14 protein-coding genes are annotated in these 14,932 nt (G+C 69.7%); 5 read left to right on the top strand and 9 right to left on the bottom strand.

Annotation, left to right across the window (positions count from 1 at the left end; all coding sequences use genetic code 11):
- Window positions 1-11 precede the first annotated feature (11 nt).
- From A4F85_RS22530 to A4F85_RS22515, 4 genes are all read right to left on the bottom strand, one after another.
- Complete coding sequence (locus tag A4F85_RS22530) at window positions 12-293, bottom strand: DUF3325 domain-containing protein (protein WP_012202210.1); 282 nt, start codon at window positions 291-293, stop codon at window positions 12-14.
- A complete protein-coding gene (locus A4F85_RS22525; protein ID WP_063327750.1) occupies window positions 290-1,963 on the bottom strand; it encodes a PepSY-associated TM helix domain-containing protein in 1,674 nt (557 codons plus the stop codon). The genes A4F85_RS22530 and A4F85_RS22525 overlap by 4 nt, the downstream gene beginning before the upstream one ends.
- A complete protein-coding gene (locus A4F85_RS22520) occupies window positions 1,960-2,286 on the bottom strand; it encodes a DUF3649 domain-containing protein (RefSeq protein WP_013800146.1) in 327 nt (108 codons plus the stop codon). The genes A4F85_RS22525 and A4F85_RS22520 overlap by 4 nt, the downstream gene beginning before the upstream one ends.
- Before the next feature lie 146 nt (window positions 2,287-2,432).
- Window positions 2,433-3,293 carry a LysR substrate-binding domain-containing protein gene (locus A4F85_RS22515; protein ID WP_013800147.1) on the bottom strand — a complete coding sequence of 287 codons (861 nt, stop codon included), beginning with the start codon at window positions 3,291-3,293 and terminating at the stop codon, window positions 2,433-2,435.
- 177 nt (window positions 3,294-3,470) lie between these two features.
- Here A4F85_RS22515 and A4F85_RS22510 point away from each other — a divergent pair, with 177 nt between their 5' ends.
- The 4 genes from A4F85_RS22510 to metC all read left to right on the top strand — a co-directional run bounded on the left by A4F85_RS22510 (window position 3,471) and on the right by metC (window position 7,975).
- On the top strand, window positions 3,471-4,007 hold the full coding sequence (locus A4F85_RS22510; protein WP_052155368.1) for a cysteine dioxygenase family protein: 537 nt from the start codon (window positions 3,471-3,473) through the stop codon (window positions 4,005-4,007).
- Window positions 4,008-4,138: 131 nt separating this feature from the next.
- Complete coding sequence (locus tag A4F85_RS22505; protein WP_063327749.1) at window positions 4,139-5,719, top strand: rhodanese-like domain-containing protein; 1,581 nt, start codon at window positions 4,139-4,141, stop codon at window positions 5,717-5,719.
- A gap of 55 nt (window positions 5,720-5,774) precedes the next feature.
- Entirely contained in the window at window positions 5,775-6,773 is a 999-nt protein-coding gene (locus A4F85_RS22500) for a Bug family tripartite tricarboxylate transporter substrate binding protein (RefSeq protein WP_063327748.1), read from the top strand.
- The gene (gene metC / locus A4F85_RS22495) at window positions 6,773-7,975 is read left to right on the top strand and encodes a cystathionine beta-lyase (protein WP_063327747.1); all 1,203 of its coding nucleotides are present in this window, start codon (window positions 6,773-6,775) and stop codon (window positions 7,973-7,975) included. The genes A4F85_RS22500 and metC overlap by 1 nt, the downstream gene beginning before the upstream one ends.
- Before the next feature lie 13 nt (window positions 7,976-7,988).
- On the opposite strand, the gene A4F85_RS22490 is transcribed toward metC, so the two are convergent.
- Complete coding sequence (locus A4F85_RS22490) at window positions 7,989-9,062, bottom strand: NAD(P)H-dependent flavin oxidoreductase (protein ID WP_063327746.1); 1,074 nt, start codon at window positions 9,060-9,062, stop codon at window positions 7,989-7,991.
- A 34-nt stretch (window positions 9,063-9,096) separates the two neighbouring features.
- Entirely contained in the window at window positions 9,097-10,299 is a 1,203-nt protein-coding gene (locus A4F85_RS22485) for a YbfB/YjiJ family MFS transporter (protein ID WP_063328059.1), read from the bottom strand.
- A 102-nt stretch (window positions 10,300-10,401) separates the two neighbouring features.
- On the opposite strand from A4F85_RS22485, the gene A4F85_RS22480 reads away from it, so the two are divergent.
- Window positions 10,402-11,325, top strand: a complete 924-nt coding sequence (locus tag A4F85_RS22480; protein ID WP_063327745.1) for a LysR family transcriptional regulator — start codon at window positions 10,402-10,404, stop codon at window positions 11,323-11,325.
- A gap of 3 nt (window positions 11,326-11,328) precedes the next feature.
- Here A4F85_RS22480 and A4F85_RS22475 read toward each other — a convergent pair whose 3' ends face one another.
- From A4F85_RS22475 to A4F85_RS22465, 3 genes are all read right to left on the bottom strand, one after another.
- Window positions 11,329-12,684 carry a HipA domain-containing protein gene (locus A4F85_RS22475; protein WP_063327744.1) on the bottom strand — a complete coding sequence of 452 codons (1,356 nt, stop codon included), beginning with the start codon at window positions 12,682-12,684 and terminating at the stop codon, window positions 11,329-11,331.
- A 7-nt stretch (window positions 12,685-12,691) separates the two neighbouring features.
- Complete coding sequence (locus tag A4F85_RS22470) at window positions 12,692-12,991, bottom strand: helix-turn-helix domain-containing protein (protein WP_063327743.1); 300 nt, start codon at window positions 12,989-12,991, stop codon at window positions 12,692-12,694.
- Window positions 12,992-13,162: 171 nt separating this feature from the next.
- Window positions 13,163-14,803, bottom strand: coding sequence for a YifB family Mg chelatase-like AAA ATPase (locus tag A4F85_RS22465; RefSeq protein WP_063327742.1), 1,641 nt, complete (start codon window positions 14,801-14,803; stop codon window positions 13,163-13,165).
- Between the last annotated feature and the right edge of the window lie 129 nt (window positions 14,804-14,932).

Genomic DNA, 14,932 nt, shown 5'->3' with positions numbered 1-14,932 from the left:
CGGGAGGGCCGTCAGCGCAGGCGCTCGCGCGCCACCATGGACAGCAGCACGATGGCGGCTGCTGCGGCGATGTGGCCGAACCAGGCCACCAGCCCCAGCGACCAGGGCTCCACCTGCAGCGCCGCCCACAGCGACAGCGCCAGCAGCACCCAGCCGGCCGCGCGCAGGCGCCGGGTGCGGGCGGGTGGCAGTTCCTTGCCGAACAGGTCGCTCTGGTGGCGGTCCATGGCCAGGGCCAGGCAGGCGAAGGCGCCCAGGGCCAGCAGCTGACAGAACAGATGGGCCATGCTCATGCGCTGGTCTCCGCTGCGGCGGCCGCTGCTGTGGCGGCTGCCTTGGGCGCGGGCCGGGCGGCGCGCACCGGTTTGGCCTTGGGCTGGTGGCGCTGGGTGCGCAGGGCCAGATGGGCATGCAGTGCGGCCAGGGCCAGCAGCATGAGGTCCATGCCAGCAAACACCCAGTCGCCCGCGCGCAGGCTGGCCAAGAGGCCGCGATCCGTGGTCAGCGCGTTGACCATGGGCAGCAGGGCCAGGGCGGCGGCGCCGGCCCACAGCAACTCGATCCAGGCCCGCTTGGCGGGTCGACCCAGCGCCCAGAACAGGGTGGCACCCCAGGCGATGAACATGGCGTGCACCTCCCACTCGGCGCGCTGCGCCATCTCCACCGGCAGCAGGCGATTGGCCCAGAGCATGCCGGCCATGCCGATGGACAGGCCGGCGATGGTGGCGATGTTCAGCCGTTCCACGAGCCGGAAGCCGAAGTGCGGCCTTTCCGGGTCGGGCAGCTTGCTGCGCCGCTTCACGTTCCACAGCACCAGTCCCGTGCCCACCATGGCCGTGCCCGCAAGGCTGACGATGAAGTACAGCCAGCGCGTGGGCAGGTCGCCGAAGCGGCCCATGTGCAGCGCATAGAGCACGCCGCGCGTCTCGGCGGCGGCGCCCACGCTGTCCTGTGCCTGCAGCAGCTGGCCGCTGACGCCGTCGAACATCATGAACTGCGGGCTGATGGAGACGCGGCCGTTCTCGCCGCGGATGGCGGTCACGCGCGCATTGGCATCGCCGGGCAGGTTGACGTTCAGGCGTTCCACCTGGCCCGCGCCCCAGCGCTGCTCGGCCTGGCGGACCATGTCGGCCAGCGGTGCCAGGGGCGCGGCCTGGCCCGAGGGCTTGCCAGCGGGAACAAAGGCACTGAGCTGCTGGCCGGCCACCACGCGCTGCTCGGGCGTCATGGTGGTGGCCAGATTGGCCCAGGGCATGTACATCAAGGCCAGGGTCACCAGCCCGGTGTACGTGATCATCAGGTGAAAGGGCAGGCCCAGCACCGACAGCGCGTTGTGCGCGTCCAGCCAGGAGCGCTGGCCCTTGCCCCAGCGGAAGGTGAAGAAGTCGGCAAAGATCTTCTTGTGCGTGATCACCCCGCTGACGATGGCCACCAGCATGAACATGGCGCACAGCCCCGCCAGATAGCGGCCCCAGAGCACGGGCATGTAGTGGAACTGGAAGTGGAAGCGGTAGAAGAACTCGCCGCCGCGCGTCTCGCGCACCGGGCCTTCGAGGCGCGTGCCGGTGGCCGGGTCGAAGCGGCCGTTCTCGAAGCGGCGCTTGCCCTGGCCTTCGGGAGGGCTCCAGAACACCGTGGCCACCGTGCTGCGTTCATCGGGCAGGTTGATCAGCCACCGAGGGCTTTGCGGTGCCAGGCGCGCCATGGCGTCACCCACACGCTGGGCCACCAGCGCGGGCTCGCTCGCCTGGCTCTGGTGCGGCTGCTCGGGCTGCATCCACTGCGTGATCTCGTTCCTGAAATAGCTCACCGTGCCCGTGAGGAACATGGCGTAGAGGAACCAGCCCAGCAGCAGGCCGACCCAGGTGTGCAGGTCGGACATGGTCTGGCGGATGCCGGGCGCCTTGGCGGCTTTCGCGGGCTTGGTGGGCTTGCCGGCCGTGTTCGTGGTGTTCGTGTTCATGCGCCCAGCCCCTTGCCCCAGGTCCACCACGCGGCAGGCGCCAGCACCAGGGCGGCGACCAGCAGGCCGGCCCAGGCGCGCGTGGCGCTGCGCACGGCAAACACCCAGATCACCGCGCCCGCATAGACGGCAAAACTCAGCAAGGTGCCCGAGATCGCCGCCTGCGTGCGGTCTGCGGGCAGGGCCAGCACGGCCACGCTGGCCAGCGCCGCCACGGCGTAGCCGCCAAACAGCGCGGCGAGGATGCGGGAGATCAGCGGCCCGTAGTCACGGAACCAGTCACGGAACCAGTCATGGGTGCGGGCAAGAGTGGGAGATGGCATGGCACGGGGCCTGGAAAGGCTCGAAAAACGCCGGCTGGAGGGGGCGGCGGTGGCGCGGATGTTATTTGAGAATAAGTCCCATTACAAGCGGTGCAGTCAAGTGCGCCGCCACATCCAGCGCTGCCGCGCGCCAAGCGCCCCGGCGCTCAGCCCGCCGGCTGGCGCATGCGGGCCTGCAGGTTCTCGAAGATCTGGCGTGTCACGGGGCTGATCACATGGCTGCGGATGTACAGGCGGTAGGCCAGGTCCGGCAGCGGCGGCATGCCGTCGCCCGCGCCCAGCACGCGCAGGCCCGGGTCGAGCTGCTCCACGCCGCGCGCCGTCACGCCCAGGCCGGCGCGCAGCGCTGCGCGTATGCCCACCAGGCTGGTGCAGGTGTGGCGCGGCGTCCAGGCGATGCCGGCCGCATCCAGCGCATCGCAGCCCAGGCGGCGGAAGATGCTGGGCCCGTCGGCCATGACCAGGGGCACGGGCTTGCCCGGGTCATGGGCATAGCCCGCGCCGCACAGCCACACGGTGGGTGTGGAGCGCAGGGCAAAGCCCTCGAAGCCTTCATCCTCCCGGTTGGAGATGGCCAGGTCCAGCTCGCCTTGCTTGAGCGACTCCATCAGGAAAGGGCTGCGCCCCACATGGATGTCGATCTGCATGCCCGGAAAGTTCAGCGCGATCTCCTGCAGCACGGGCGGCAGCATGTTGTCGGCCGCGTCGTGGGGTGCGCCAATGCGCACCAGGCCCTGCACCTGGCGGTGCTGCAGGTTGCGCAGCGCCTCGTCGTGGATGGCCAGCATGTGGCGCGCATAGCCCAGCAGGCGCTGGCCATGGTCGGTGAGGCGTTTTTGCCGGCCCTGCTTCTCGAACAGCGCGTGGCCGATCTTCTCCTCCAGCCGCTGCATCTGCTGGGTGATGGCCGATTGCGTGCGCCCCATCTGCACGGCGGCGGCGGCAAAGCTGTCGTGGCTGGCAATGGCGGCCAGGGTGCGCAGCAGGTCCAGGTCAAGCGTCTCCATACTTCAATTTTATTGAAGTATTTATTGGGCATGCGTGGATTGTTGCGGGCCGGGCGCCTCACTACAGTGGACTTCAACGACGACAAGGAGCCTCCTTTGAACACCACCACCACCACCAACAACAACAACACCATCACCGAACAGCGCAGCGCCGCCGTGACAGCAGCCATCGACAGCATGAAGCAGGCCATTGGCGAGGACGCGGCCACGCGCGCCAGCCTGGACGCCGTGCTCCAGCAACTGCTGGGCCTGGCCGCGCGCCGAGACTTCTGGCAACAGGCCGACTACGCCGCACCGGAGCAGGGCGAGCACCAGGCGCGCTACCTGATCGCCGAGGACGCCGACCAGAGCTATGCGCTGTACCTCAACGTCATGCGCCCGGGCAAGCGCATCGTGCCGCACAACCATACGACCTGGGCCTGCATTGCCGCCGTGGAAGGCACGGAGCACAACCGCGTCTACGAGCGCACCGACGACGGCTCCGTCCCCGGCAAGGGCACGCTGCGCGAGACGGAACTCGTGGTGGTGGCGCCAGGCCAGGGCATCGCCCTCATGCCCGAGGACATCCACTCCGTGGAGATCCAGGGCGAGCAGGTCATTCGCCACCTGCACATGTACGGCCGCGCGCTGGAGACGCTCAACGAGCGCACCAGCTACGACCTGGCCACCGGCACCTGCCAGACCATGGCCATCGGCGTGCAGACGCGCCGCTGAGCCCCGGCCTTCCGGCCGCTACCTCCCGCTTCCTGCCTTTTCACTGTCCATGCCGCAGCGCGCCCCACGGGGCGCGCGTGGCAGGGCTTTGCCCGAAATTCCTTGCCGATCTTTTTCCCGGACCGCATGCAATGACCGCATCCATTGACGCCCACACCCTCAAATCCTGGCTGCACGACGGCCAGGAGATCGCGCTGCTCGACGTGCGCGAGCACGGCCAGTACGGCGAGTCGCACCTGTTCTACGCCACGCCCCTGCCCTACAGCCGGCTGGAGCTGGATGTGCCCCGCCTGGTGCCGCGCAGGCAGGTACGCGTCGTCACCTACGACGGTGGCGAGGGCGATGCCAGCGCGGGCGTGGCCGAGCGTGCCGCGCGCCGCCTCGAAGCCCTGGGCTATACCCAGGTCGCCGTGCTCGAAGGCGGTGCCAAGGCCTGGAGCGCTGCGGGCTACACGCTGTTCGCCGGCGTGAACCTGCCCTCCAAGACCTTTGGCGAACTGGCCGAACACGCCTATGGCACGCCGCGCATCACGGCCCAGCAGCTGGCGGCGCGCCAGGCGGCGGGCCTGCCCCTGGTGGTGCTGGACGGCCGGCCCGTCTCCGAGTTCCACAAGATGAACATCCCCGGCGCCATCTGCTGCCCCAATGGCGAGCTGGCGCTGCGCGTGAGCCGCCTGGTGCCCGATGCGGCCACGCCCATCGTGGTCAATTGCGCGGGCCGCACGCGCTCCATCATCGGCGCGCAGACCTTGATCAACCTGGGCATTCCCAACCCCGTCTACGCGCTGGAAAACGGCACCCAGGGCTGGTACCTGGCCGACCTGCCGCTGGAGCACGGCGGAACGCAGCGCTATGGCGACGACTCGGCCAGCAGCGCGCTGCAAGCCCAGGCCCGCGCCCTGGCCGAACGCTTCGACGTGCCCGAGGTCGATGCCGACACCGTGCGCGCCTGGGGCCAGGATGCTGCGCGCACGCTGTTCCTGTGCGATGTGCGCACGCCCGAGGAATTCAAGGCCGGTTCGCTGCCCGGCGCCCAGCACACGCCCGGTGGCCAGCTCATGCAGGCCGGCGACCAGTACGTGGGCGTGCGCGGTGCGCGCCTGGTGCTGTTCGACAGCGATGGCGTGCGCGCCCCCGTGGTGGCCAGCTGGCTGCGCCAGCTCGGCCATGACGCCTGCGTGCTGCGGGGCGGCCTGCAAAGCGGCCTGGACCTGGCACCGGCCCAGCCGCCCCAGGTCCCCGCACTGGCAGGCATCACGGCGCAGGCCCTGCATGAGCGCATGCGCCAGGGCGAGGTGGCCGTGGTCGATCTGCGCGCGGGCATGAAGTACCGCGCAGGCCACATCGCCGGGGCCCGCTGGTCCATCCGCCCGTGCCTTGCCAGCGATCTGGCCGGCGAGACGCGCCAGATCGTGCTGGTGGCCGACGAGCCCGGCATGGCGCAATGGGCCGCTCTGGAACTGCAGGGCGCCGCACCGCTGCTGCTCGAAGGCGGCCTGGCCGCATGGCAGCAGGCCGGCCTGCCCGTCGAGGCCACGCCCGACAGCCCCACCGACGCCGAATGCATCGACTACCTGTTTTTCGTGCACGACCGCCACGACGGCAACAAGGAAGCGGCACGCCGCTACCTGGCCTGGGAGACGGGCCTGGTGCCGCAGCTCGATGCCCAGGAACTGGCCGCCTTCCGCCTGCCGGAGCCGGCAATGTCCTGATCCACGCAAAGAGCATCCGAACAGCCCAACACCACATAACGACAGGAGACAAGACATGTTCGCAATCCCCACCCTGGCCAGGATGCTGGCCGCCGGCCTCGCGGCCCTGGCCATGCTCTCGCAGGCCACGGCCGAGCCGCTGGCTGCGCGCAACGGCTATCCGGCCCAGCCGATCCGCTTCATCTCGCCCTTCCCGCCGGGCGGCGGCAACGACGCCAGCACGCGCTGGGTCACCACGCGCCTGACCGAGGCCACGGGCCAGCCCTCCGTGGTGGAAAACCGGGGCGGTGCAGGCGGCAACATCGGCGCCAAGGCCGTGGCCGAGGCCAAGCCCGATGGCTACACCGTGCTCACGGGCCAGGTCTCGCTGATGGCGGTGAACCCCGCGCTCTACAGCGCGCCGGGCTTCGATCCGCTCAAGAACTTCGTGCCCATCACGCAGATCAACGCGGCGCCGCTGGCCATCGTGGTCGCCTCGGCCTCGCCCCTCAAGAGCTTTGCCGACCTGGTGGCGCGCAGCAAGGGCGAGCCGGGCCGCGTCACCTATGCCACGCCCGGCAACGGCACGCTGTCGCACCTGGTGGGCGTGGTGCTGTCCAAGGAAAACGGCGTGCCCATGACCCATGTGCCCTACAAGGGCGCGGGGCCGGCCATCAACGATCTGCTGGGCCAGCAGGTCGACGTGCTGATCACCTCCACCTCGTCCGTGGCCGGCATGATCCAGGCGGGCCAGGTACGCGCGCTGGCCGTCACCAGCCCGCGCCGCATCGGCGTGTTCGGCAAGGTGCCCACGCTGGAGGAACTGGGCCTGCGCAATGCGCGCTTCGAGGACTGGTACGGCTTCTTCGCTCCCGCCGGCACGCCGCCCGAGCGCGTGGCCTATCTGCACGACGCCATCGTGCGCACCCTGCAACTGCCGGAAGTGACCAAACTCGTCGTCGATGGCGGCAGCGAAGTCGTGGCCAATACGCCCGAGGCCTTTGCCGCCCAGCTGCGCCAGGACATGGAGCGCTGGTCGCGCGTGGTCAAGCTCTCGGGCGCGAAGATCGACTGATGGCTGCCGAATACGCCCCCGCCCCTGACGCCCCCGCGCTGGACCTGCAGACCCGGCTGCTGCATGCGGGCAAGCGCCCGGCCTATGCGGGCGGCACGGCCGTCAACCCGCCCCTGGTGCGCGCCAGCACCGTGCTGTTCGAGAGCACGGCACAGCAGCGCGAGATGCGCGAGCGCCGCGCCGGCGAGCGCATCTTCAGCTACGGCGCGCGCGGCACGCCCACCGGCTTTGCGCTGGAAGACGCCGTCAGCGAGCTGGAAGGCGCCCACCGCACGCGGCTGCTGCCCACCGGCCTGGCGGCCATCGGCATGGCCCTGCTCAGCTACCTGCGCCCCGGCGACCATGTGCTGCTGACCGACAGCGCCTACCAGCCTGTGCGCCACCTGGCCGGGCAATGGCTGCGGCCCTACGGCATCGAGTACGACTTCTTCGCGGCCGATGGCAGCGACGCCCAGGCGCGCATGCGTCCCAACACCCGCATGGTCTATGCCGAATGCCCGGGATCGCTGGTCTACGAGATGTGCGACCTGCCCGCGCTGGCGGCCATGGCCCATGCGCGCGGCGCTCTGGTCGTGGCCGACAACACCTGGGGATCGGGCTGCCAGTACCGGCCGCTGGCGCTGGGGGCCGATGTCTCGGTGATGGCAGCCACCAAGTACCTGTCGGGCCACTCCGACGTGATGATGGGCACCGTGGCCACCACCGAGGCCGCCTGGGAGCCGCTGGCCGCGCGCTGCGATGCCTTCGGCATGGCGGTCAGCCCCGACGATGCCTGGCTGGTGCTGCGCGGCATGCGCTCGCTGGCCGCACGGCTGCAGATGCACGAGGCGCATGCGCTGGAGGTGGCGCACTGGCTGCAGCAGCACCCGGCCGTGGCCACCGTGTTCTGCCCCGCGCTGCCCACGCATCCCGGCCATGCGCTGTGGCTGCGCGACTGCCAGGGCACGAACGGCCTGGTGTCGCTGGAGCTGCAGCCCGGCACCGCCGAGGCCGCCGTGGACCGCTTCATCGACGGCCTGCGCCTCTTCGGCATCGGCGCCTCCTGGGGCGGCTACGAAAGCCTGGCGACGGCCGCGCACATGGCGCAGGCGCGCAGCGTCACCGACTGGAGTGCGCGCGGGCCCGTGGTGCGCCTGCACATCGGCCTGGAGTCGCCGCGCGACCTCATCGCCGACCTGGAGCAGGGGCTGGCGGCACTTTAGTGGATAACACGCTCTAGCGGCCTGCCTGAGCACTCGCCAATTCGCCGGCCAGCGTCTGCACCAGCGCAGCGGCCGGCATCTCACGCGCCAGCGGCGCACCCTGGCCGGCCCAGTGGGCTGCGTAGTCGGAGCTGCCCTGGGCGGACGCCGCCTGGTGCAGCGCCTTGCCTGCGTCGTAGACGCGCGGGTAGTCGGGCAGGGGCTGGCCATGGCTGGCGCCCAGCGCATGCAGCCGGTTGACCATGCCGCGTGCCGGACGGCCCGAGATGGCGGCCGTCAAGCCCGTGTGGTGGGCGCGCTCGCTGCGCAGCTCGGCACGGTAGGCCGGGCTGGCGGACGATTCAGGGCAGAGGATGAAGGCCGTGCCCAGTTGGGCCGCACAGGCGCCCAGGCCCAGCGCGGCCGCAATGCCCTCGCCATCCATGATGCCGCCGGCCGCGATCACCGGCAGGGCCGTGTTGCGGGCCAGCACGCGCACCAGGGCGAAGGTGCCCATCATGCGGTCCTGCGCGGGGTCGAACGTGCCGCGGTGCCCCCCGGCCTCCACGCCCTGGGCCACGATGGCATCGACACCGGCCTGCTCCACCTGGCGCGCCTCGTCCAGCGACGTGGCGCTGGCCAGGGTCACGACGCCGGCCGCGCGCAGCGCGTCGATGAAGCCCTGCTCAGGCAGCCCGAAATGAAAGCTCACCACGGCAGGCCGCTCCTGCAGCAGCATGGCCTGCAGCGCCGCGTTGCCGACGGCGGTGGCGTAGATCTCGTTCAGCGTGGCAGGCGGCGCGGCGTCGAAGCGTGCGAACTCGGGCGCCAGATGGGCCAGCCAGGCGGCCTCGCGCTGCGCATCGGCCCGGGCCGGCCGGTGGCAGAACAGGTTGACGTTGAAGGCGCCCGATGTCAGCGCGCGCGTCTGCACGAGCTGCTGGCGCGCCTGCTCCGTTCCGCTGGCGCCAATGCCCAGCGAGCCCAGGCCGCCCGCATCGGTGACGGCAGCCGCCAGTGCGGGCGTGGACGTGCCGGCCATGGGGGCCTGGATGATGGGATGGCGCATGCCCAGGCGGGCCATCCACGCAGTCTTTGCGGTGCTCATACGACTCCTTGTTTCCTGTCTCGAATCCACGCACTCATGCGGCGGCCTGTCGGCGCGCGCTGGCACGGCTGGCGGCGATCATGAGCGTGCCCAGCAGCAGCGACACGCTGCCGATGACGAACAGACGCTGGTACGAGCCCAGGCCCGCATAGCTCCAGGCCATGAAATATCCCGACACGGCCTGCATCAGCGCAAAGGCCGCCGTGGCATAGCCCCACATGCGCTTGTGCTGCACGGGGCCGATCAGCTGCATCAGATAGCCCGAGGTGATGGCCGCCATGCCCGGCGACAAGGCGCCCACCAGGAAGGACGAGGTCGCATGCCCCGCAAATCCCACCCAGAACAGCGGCATGGCAATGGCCAGGGTCTTGACCGCATAGGCGCCCGTGGTCGTGCCCCACCAGCCAAAGCGCGTGGCGCACAGCGAGGCCACCAGCGGCCCGGCAATGGCTCCCAGGCCGAACACGGCCCACTGCGTGGAGGCGTAGGCATCGCCCAACTGCAGCTCGCGCGCCAGGTAGTCCACCCAGAACACCGTGTGCGGCACAAAGCCGAAGGCGTCCGTCATATAGGCCAGCATCACCAGCACCACGGGCAGCGTCCACAGGGGCGCGGCACGCGCGGGCTGGGCATGGGGCGTGATGGCAATGGGCGCAGGCACCGGCAGCCGCCGCACATGGCGCCAGCCCAGCCAGCCGGCCCAGGCGCAAACCGCCGCCAGCGCCCACCAGACGGCTCCCAGGCTCTGGCGCGCCAGCAGCGGTATCAGCGTGGCCGACAGCAGGGCGCCGGCACCTATGCCGCAGAACATCAGCGGCCCAAGGGCCGCACGCCGCTGCAGGGGGGTGGCCGCCAGGGCCACGGAGGGGCCCAGCACCATCAGGATGGCGCCGCCAATGCCCGAGATGCAGCGCCATGCAAAGAACCAGGGCATGGGCAGCGGCCAGGCGCAGGCCGCAAAGCTCAGCGCCAGGGCCACCCAGCACCACAGCAGCACGCGCAGCGCGCCCAGGCGTTCGGCCAGCGGCGCGGCGGCCAGCGCGCCGATCAGATAGCCCAGCAGGTTGGCCGCGCCCAGGTAGGCCACCTGCTCGCCGCTGAACCAGCCGGCATGCACCATCTGCGGCATCAGCGCCGTGTAGGCAAAGCGCGCCAGGCCGACGCCGCTGAGCGTGGCCATGAAGCCGGTCAGCAGCAGGGAAGTTTCGTTGCGTTGGATCACGGGAGTGGGCGCCATGCGGGGAGGATGGTCATACATTAGGCGCTGCCGCCCATCATGTCCAATGATTCAAAATGATGGCGTCGATCTCGATTGAAGATGGATGTCACTGGAGCCGCGATGCAACTGAAGTCCCTGCGCATGTTCCTGGCCGTCTGCGACAGCGGCAGCTTCGGCGCCGCCGCCCAGCAACTGCACACCGTGCAGTCCAACGTGACGGCCCATGTGAAAAAGCTCGAGGACGAGGCCGGCGTGCAACTGCTGGAGCGCAGCGCTCCCGTGCACGCCACGCCTGCCGGCCGCCTGCTGGAGCAATACGCGCGGCGCATGCTGGCCGACCATGACGAGGCGCTGGCCCTGCTGCAAGGCAGCGCCCGGGCCGCCGGCGCGCTGCGCATAGGCTCCATGGAGACCACGGCCGCGCTGCGCCTGCCGCCGCTGCTGGCGCGCCTGCACCAGGCCCAGCCCGGCCTGGACCTGGAGCTGCGCACGGCCACCACGGCCGAGCTGCTGGCCGATCTGCTTGCCGGGCGGCTGGACTGCGCCTTCGTCTCCGGCATGCCGCCCCAGCCCCGCCTGCAGGGCTGGCGCGTCTTCGAGGAAGAACTGGTCCTGGTCACCGCCTTCGCGCTGCCGCGCTTTCCCGATGCCGCCCAGCTCAGCGCCGTGCCCTTCCTGGCCTTCCGCCAGGGCTGCAGCTACCGCCAGCGCATCGAACTGCTGCTGGCCGCGCGCGGCGTGGCGGCACGCATCATGGAAATGGGGTCGCTGGACGCCATCCTCGGCTGCGTGGCCGCCGGCATGGGCTACGGCCTGCTGCCGCGCAGCGTGGTCCAGGCCCAGCAGCACCGCTTCGGCGTGCACATCACGGCCCTGCCCGGCGCACTCGCCCAGGAAGTCGCCCGCGTGGAAACCTGGTTTGTCGTGCCCGCGCGCCAGGGCTGGTCGCCTGCGCTGCATGCGTGCGTGGAGGTGTTGGGGATCGAGGGTGTGCAGGGCGAAGAGGCCCTGGGCATGGAAGCCGTCCCGGCAGCGTCTGCCTGAGACTCAGAACAGGTCGGAAGGCAAGGCTGCTGCCTTTTGGGCGATGTCCACCAGTCTTTGGGCCTGGGTGGTCGCATAGGCGGCGATGCGCTGGGCGAAGGCGTGTTCTTCTGGCGTGTAAGGCGATTCGCGCAGAACCTTGGCCGCCGCACCAGGGGCTGCCTTGGCCATGCGCTGGGCTTCACGTGTGAGCAGCCTGCGGTCTATCGCACACAGGTGCGCGAAATGCGCAAACTCGAAGGGTGTGAGTTCCTCCAGCGCAAAGCAATCGCCGAAGGCCATGGCCAGTTCCTGGGACACATCGGGATACTGGGCCACGCTGACGAGGTCGTACCAGGGTGCGGTCGCCAGGCCCTGCGGCAGCACGTGGAAGGAGAAGTTCTTGCCATGTGCGTCGCCATTGCCGATCAGTATCTGGAACAGCGCCCATCGGATCATTGCCAGCTTGTCCGCAGCCTTCGCCACCGAGTGCTCCAGTAGACCGAACAGCCGGGGAAAGCTCATGCCGTCGCGGTATAGCCGGGCATCGCCCACGCTGCCGATGTGGTGCTCGTACTTGTAGCTGACGGGCAGATCGCCCGCTTGGCATGCATCGATGATGTGGGTGCGCAGGACCCGCCTTTGCGGCGCCTGCCGCACACGGTCAAAGCGCCTGACTGCCAGCACCGGCTGTGGCACGTGCAGCATCTGCACCTCGGCTGCCGGCAAGCGCATGGCCGCTGCCAGGCGCATGCAGAAATGCTCGTTCACCACCATGTGCGGCATCGCGCTGTCTCGCGGCTGGGGTTTGAGGATGTGGGTGGACGGAACGTTGTCGGGAAGGAAGATGGTGCCTTCCTGCACGCTCTCGCCTTCCACGTGCACGGGCAGCTTGTCCTGGTAGCCGGCCACCGACATGCGCACTTTGCCATCCCACTCGATGAAAGGGCGTGTGTCTCGGTCTGCAATGCGTTGGGCGAGTTCGGCTGTCGATATGGGGCGAGCGGCATTGGCGGCCTGAGGATCGGGCTTGCTGCCGTCGGCCTGAAACCGGAAGGCCCCGGTGGTCTCGGCGCCGAGGGCGCGTATCAGACCGAAGATGTTGCCCTTGCCTATGCCCTGACTTCTGGCCACCACATCCAGCGCCGCGCCTTCGGGCAGCAGGTTCTCGATGAAACGCCGGATGGAGCGCGAGTCGTAGCCCCCTTCGGGAGCGGCCAGCGGCAGGCAGGGCGCCAGGTAGAAAGGCCGTTCCTGCTCCAGCCATGCAGGCGCATACCGCAGTCCCCAAAGATCGTTGTGCGGGTCGTGGGTCACATCGGCCACATGCGTGCCGACATCGTTCCACAGCGAAAGCGAAAGCGACGGCGACGTGGCCATGTGCGCTTCAGGCCCGTGGAAGTCGTGCCATCAGGGCGTCCTGCTTGGGCGCGATGACCATGGCCAGGCCCAGCCCGTCGAGTACGGCCAGCAGCTTGTCGGAGCCCACGCCGCCCTTGCCGTTCTCCAGACGGGAGAGCAGATCCAGCGACACGCCGCACAGGGCTGCCGTGTCATCGATGCGCAGTTGCTGGGCCTTGCGCATGGTGCGGATCTGGGTGCCGAGCCCGGACAGGTCAGCGATGACCACGGCCCCGGGCTGCGGGCGATCCTGCTGCGGGTCGTTCATGGGCGTGGAAGACGGCATGGATGGATTGGCCTTATTTCTGATATTCCGAAATTCTAGGATTTATTCGGCAATTTTCAAAACAATTTCCAATATTCCGAAATTCGGGAGTATTTCGTTTCATTCAAGTGGAAATTTCGGAATTTCAGAAACAAATCCAACAAACCAGGCAACCGCGCCCAACGCAGAACCTCATGACGGCAGCCGCAACACCCTCCGATACTGCATGGCCTCGGCCACATGCCCCGTCTCCACTGCCGCGCTGCCGGCCAAGTCGGCAATGGTGCGCGCCACCTTGAGCGCGCGGTGGGTGCTGCGGGCCGACCAGCCCAGGCGTGCTGCGGCCTTGTGGGCGAAGGTCAGGGCCTCGGGCGACAGGCCCAGGTGGTCGTCCAGGGCCTGGCCCTGGAGCTGGTGGTTGGCACTGCCCTGGCGTTGCACGGCCAGCGCGCGGGCCTGGACCACGCGCTCGCGCACGGCCTCGCTGGTTTCGCCCGAGCGCGCGGCCAGCAGCTCCTGCGGGGGCAGGGCGCCGACTTCCACATGCAGGTCGATGCGGTCCAGCAGCGGGCCGCTGATGCGCGCCTGGTAGCGCGCCACCTTGTCGGGCGTGCAGCGGCAGCGCTGCACCGTCGACCCCCAATGGCCGCAGGGGCATGGATTCATGGCCGCGACGAGCTGGAAGCGCGCGGGGAATTCGCAGCGCTGCGCGGCTCTGGCGATGGTGATCTGGCCGGTCTCCAGCGGCTCGCGCAGCGCCTCCAGCGCACTGCGCGCGAACTCGGGAAATTCATCGAGGAAGAGCACGCCATGGTGGGACTGCGAAATCTCGCCAGGACGCGGCGGCGAGCCTCCTCCGACCAGGGCCACGGCGCTGGCCGTGTGATGCGGGCTGGCCGTGGGGCGCTGGCGCCAGCGCTCGGGCGTGAAGCGGCCGGCCAGGCTGGCGATGGCGGCGGCCTCCAGCGCCTCGTCATCGCTCATGGGCGGAAGCAGGTCGGCAAAGCGCTGGGCCAGCATGGACTTGCCCGAGCCCGGCGGTCCCACCAGCAGCAGGCCATGGCCTCCGGCCGCAGCGATTTCCAGCGCACGCCGCGCCTGCGCCTGGCCACGCACCTCGGCCAGGTCCAGGCTGCTGCGCACTGGGGCAGCGGGCTGAGGCTGCACCGCATGCCAGCCCGGGCCGGAGCATGTCTGGGTGTCGCCTGCTGCCGGCAAGGCGTCGGTTTCTTCGGTCTCGCCGGTGTCCTCGCTTTCGTCGCTGCAGCAGGCATCGTCCGTTTCCTGCACCGCCTGCACCAGGGCATTGGCCGAGCGTGTGATGAAGCGGCGCACCACGTCCAGCAGGTGGTGCGCGCAGAACACCTGGGCCGATGGCACGAAGGCCGCCTCCTGCGCGCTGCCCGGCGGCAGCACCAGGCGGGCGCCGTCCTGCTGGCGGTGCAGGGCCAGGGCCGTGGCCAGCGCGCCGCGCACGGGCCGCAGGGCGCCCGACAGCGACAGCTCGCCCGCGAATTCGTAGTCGGCCAGCGCATCGCCATTGATCTGGCCGCTGGCCGCGAGAATGCCCAGCGCAATGGGCAGGTCGAAGCGCCCCGAATCCTTGGGCAGGTCGGCGGGCGCCAGGTTGACGATGATGCGTTTGTTGCTCGGGAACTCCAGCCCCGAGTTCAGCAGCGCCGAGCGCACGCGTTCACGCGCTTCCTTGACCTCGACATCGGCCAGACCCACCAGCGTGAACGACGGCAGGCCGTTGGCCAGATGCACTTCCACGGTGACACGCGGGGCGGCCAGCCCCAGCAGCGCACGACTTTGAACCAGGGCCAGACCCATGGGCACCTCGCAGGAACGACAGACACAAAGCCAGACACAAAGGAAGAGGCCGCCAGCGGTGCGGCGGCCTCGGTGACCCAGTATGGCAACGGCCTTGGACCTTGTGGGCGGTGGGTGCGGCGCTGCCCC

The organism is Delftia sp. GW456-R20 (assembly GCF_001622915.1).
Lineage (GTDB): Bacteria > Pseudomonadota > Gammaproteobacteria > Burkholderiales > Burkholderiaceae_C > Comamonas > Comamonas acidovorans.
Note: the sequence above shows the minus strand (reverse complement) of the source record. Positions and strands in the feature narration are given on the sequence as shown.

Excerpts from the sequence above, each read along its gene's own strand:
- A4F85_RS22465 (WP_063327742.1), bottom strand. The coding sequence starts at position 14,803 with ATGGGTCTGGCCCTGGTTCAAAGTCGTGCGCTGCTGGGGCTGGCCGCC.
- A4F85_RS22510 (WP_052155368.1), top strand. The coding sequence starts at position 3,471 with ATGAAGCAGGCCATTGGCGAGGACGCGGCCACGCGCGCCAGCCTGGAC.
- A4F85_RS22490 (WP_063327746.1), bottom strand. The coding sequence starts at position 9,062 with ATGAGCACCGCAAAGACTGCGTGGATGGCCCGCCTGGGCATGCGCCAT.
- A4F85_RS22505 (WP_063327749.1), top strand. The coding sequence starts at position 4,139 with ATGACCGCATCCATTGACGCCCACACCCTCAAATCCTGGCTGCACGAC.
- A4F85_RS22520 (WP_013800146.1), bottom strand. The coding sequence starts at position 2,286 with ATGCCATCTCCCACTCTTGCCCGCACCCATGACTGGTTCCGTGACTGG.
- A4F85_RS22525 (WP_063327750.1), bottom strand. The coding sequence starts at position 1,963 with ATGAACACGAACACCACGAACACGGCCGGCAAGCCCACCAAGCCCGCG.
- A4F85_RS22485 (WP_063328059.1), bottom strand. The coding sequence starts at position 10,299 with ATGGCGCCCACTCCCGTGATCCAACGCAACGAAACTTCCCTGCTGCTG.
- metC (WP_063327747.1), top strand. The coding sequence starts at position 6,773 with ATGGCTGCCGAATACGCCCCCGCCCCTGACGCCCCCGCGCTGGACCTG.
- A4F85_RS22530 (WP_012202210.1), bottom strand. The coding sequence starts at position 293 with ATGAGCATGGCCCATCTGTTCTGTCAGCTGCTGGCCCTGGGCGCCTTC.
- A4F85_RS22475 (WP_063327744.1), bottom strand. The coding sequence starts at position 12,684 with ATGGCCACGTCGCCGTCGCTTTCGCTTTCGCTGTGGAACGATGTCGGC.
- A4F85_RS22515 (WP_013800147.1), bottom strand. The coding sequence starts at position 3,293 with ATGGAGACGCTTGACCTGGACCTGCTGCGCACCCTGGCCGCCATTGCC.
- A4F85_RS22500 (WP_063327748.1), top strand. The coding sequence starts at position 5,775 with ATGTTCGCAATCCCCACCCTGGCCAGGATGCTGGCCGCCGGCCTCGCG.
- A4F85_RS22480 (WP_063327745.1), top strand. The coding sequence starts at position 10,402 with ATGCAACTGAAGTCCCTGCGCATGTTCCTGGCCGTCTGCGACAGCGGC.
- A4F85_RS22470 (WP_063327743.1), bottom strand. The coding sequence starts at position 12,991 with ATGCCGTCTTCCACGCCCATGAACGACCCGCAGCAGGATCGCCCGCAG.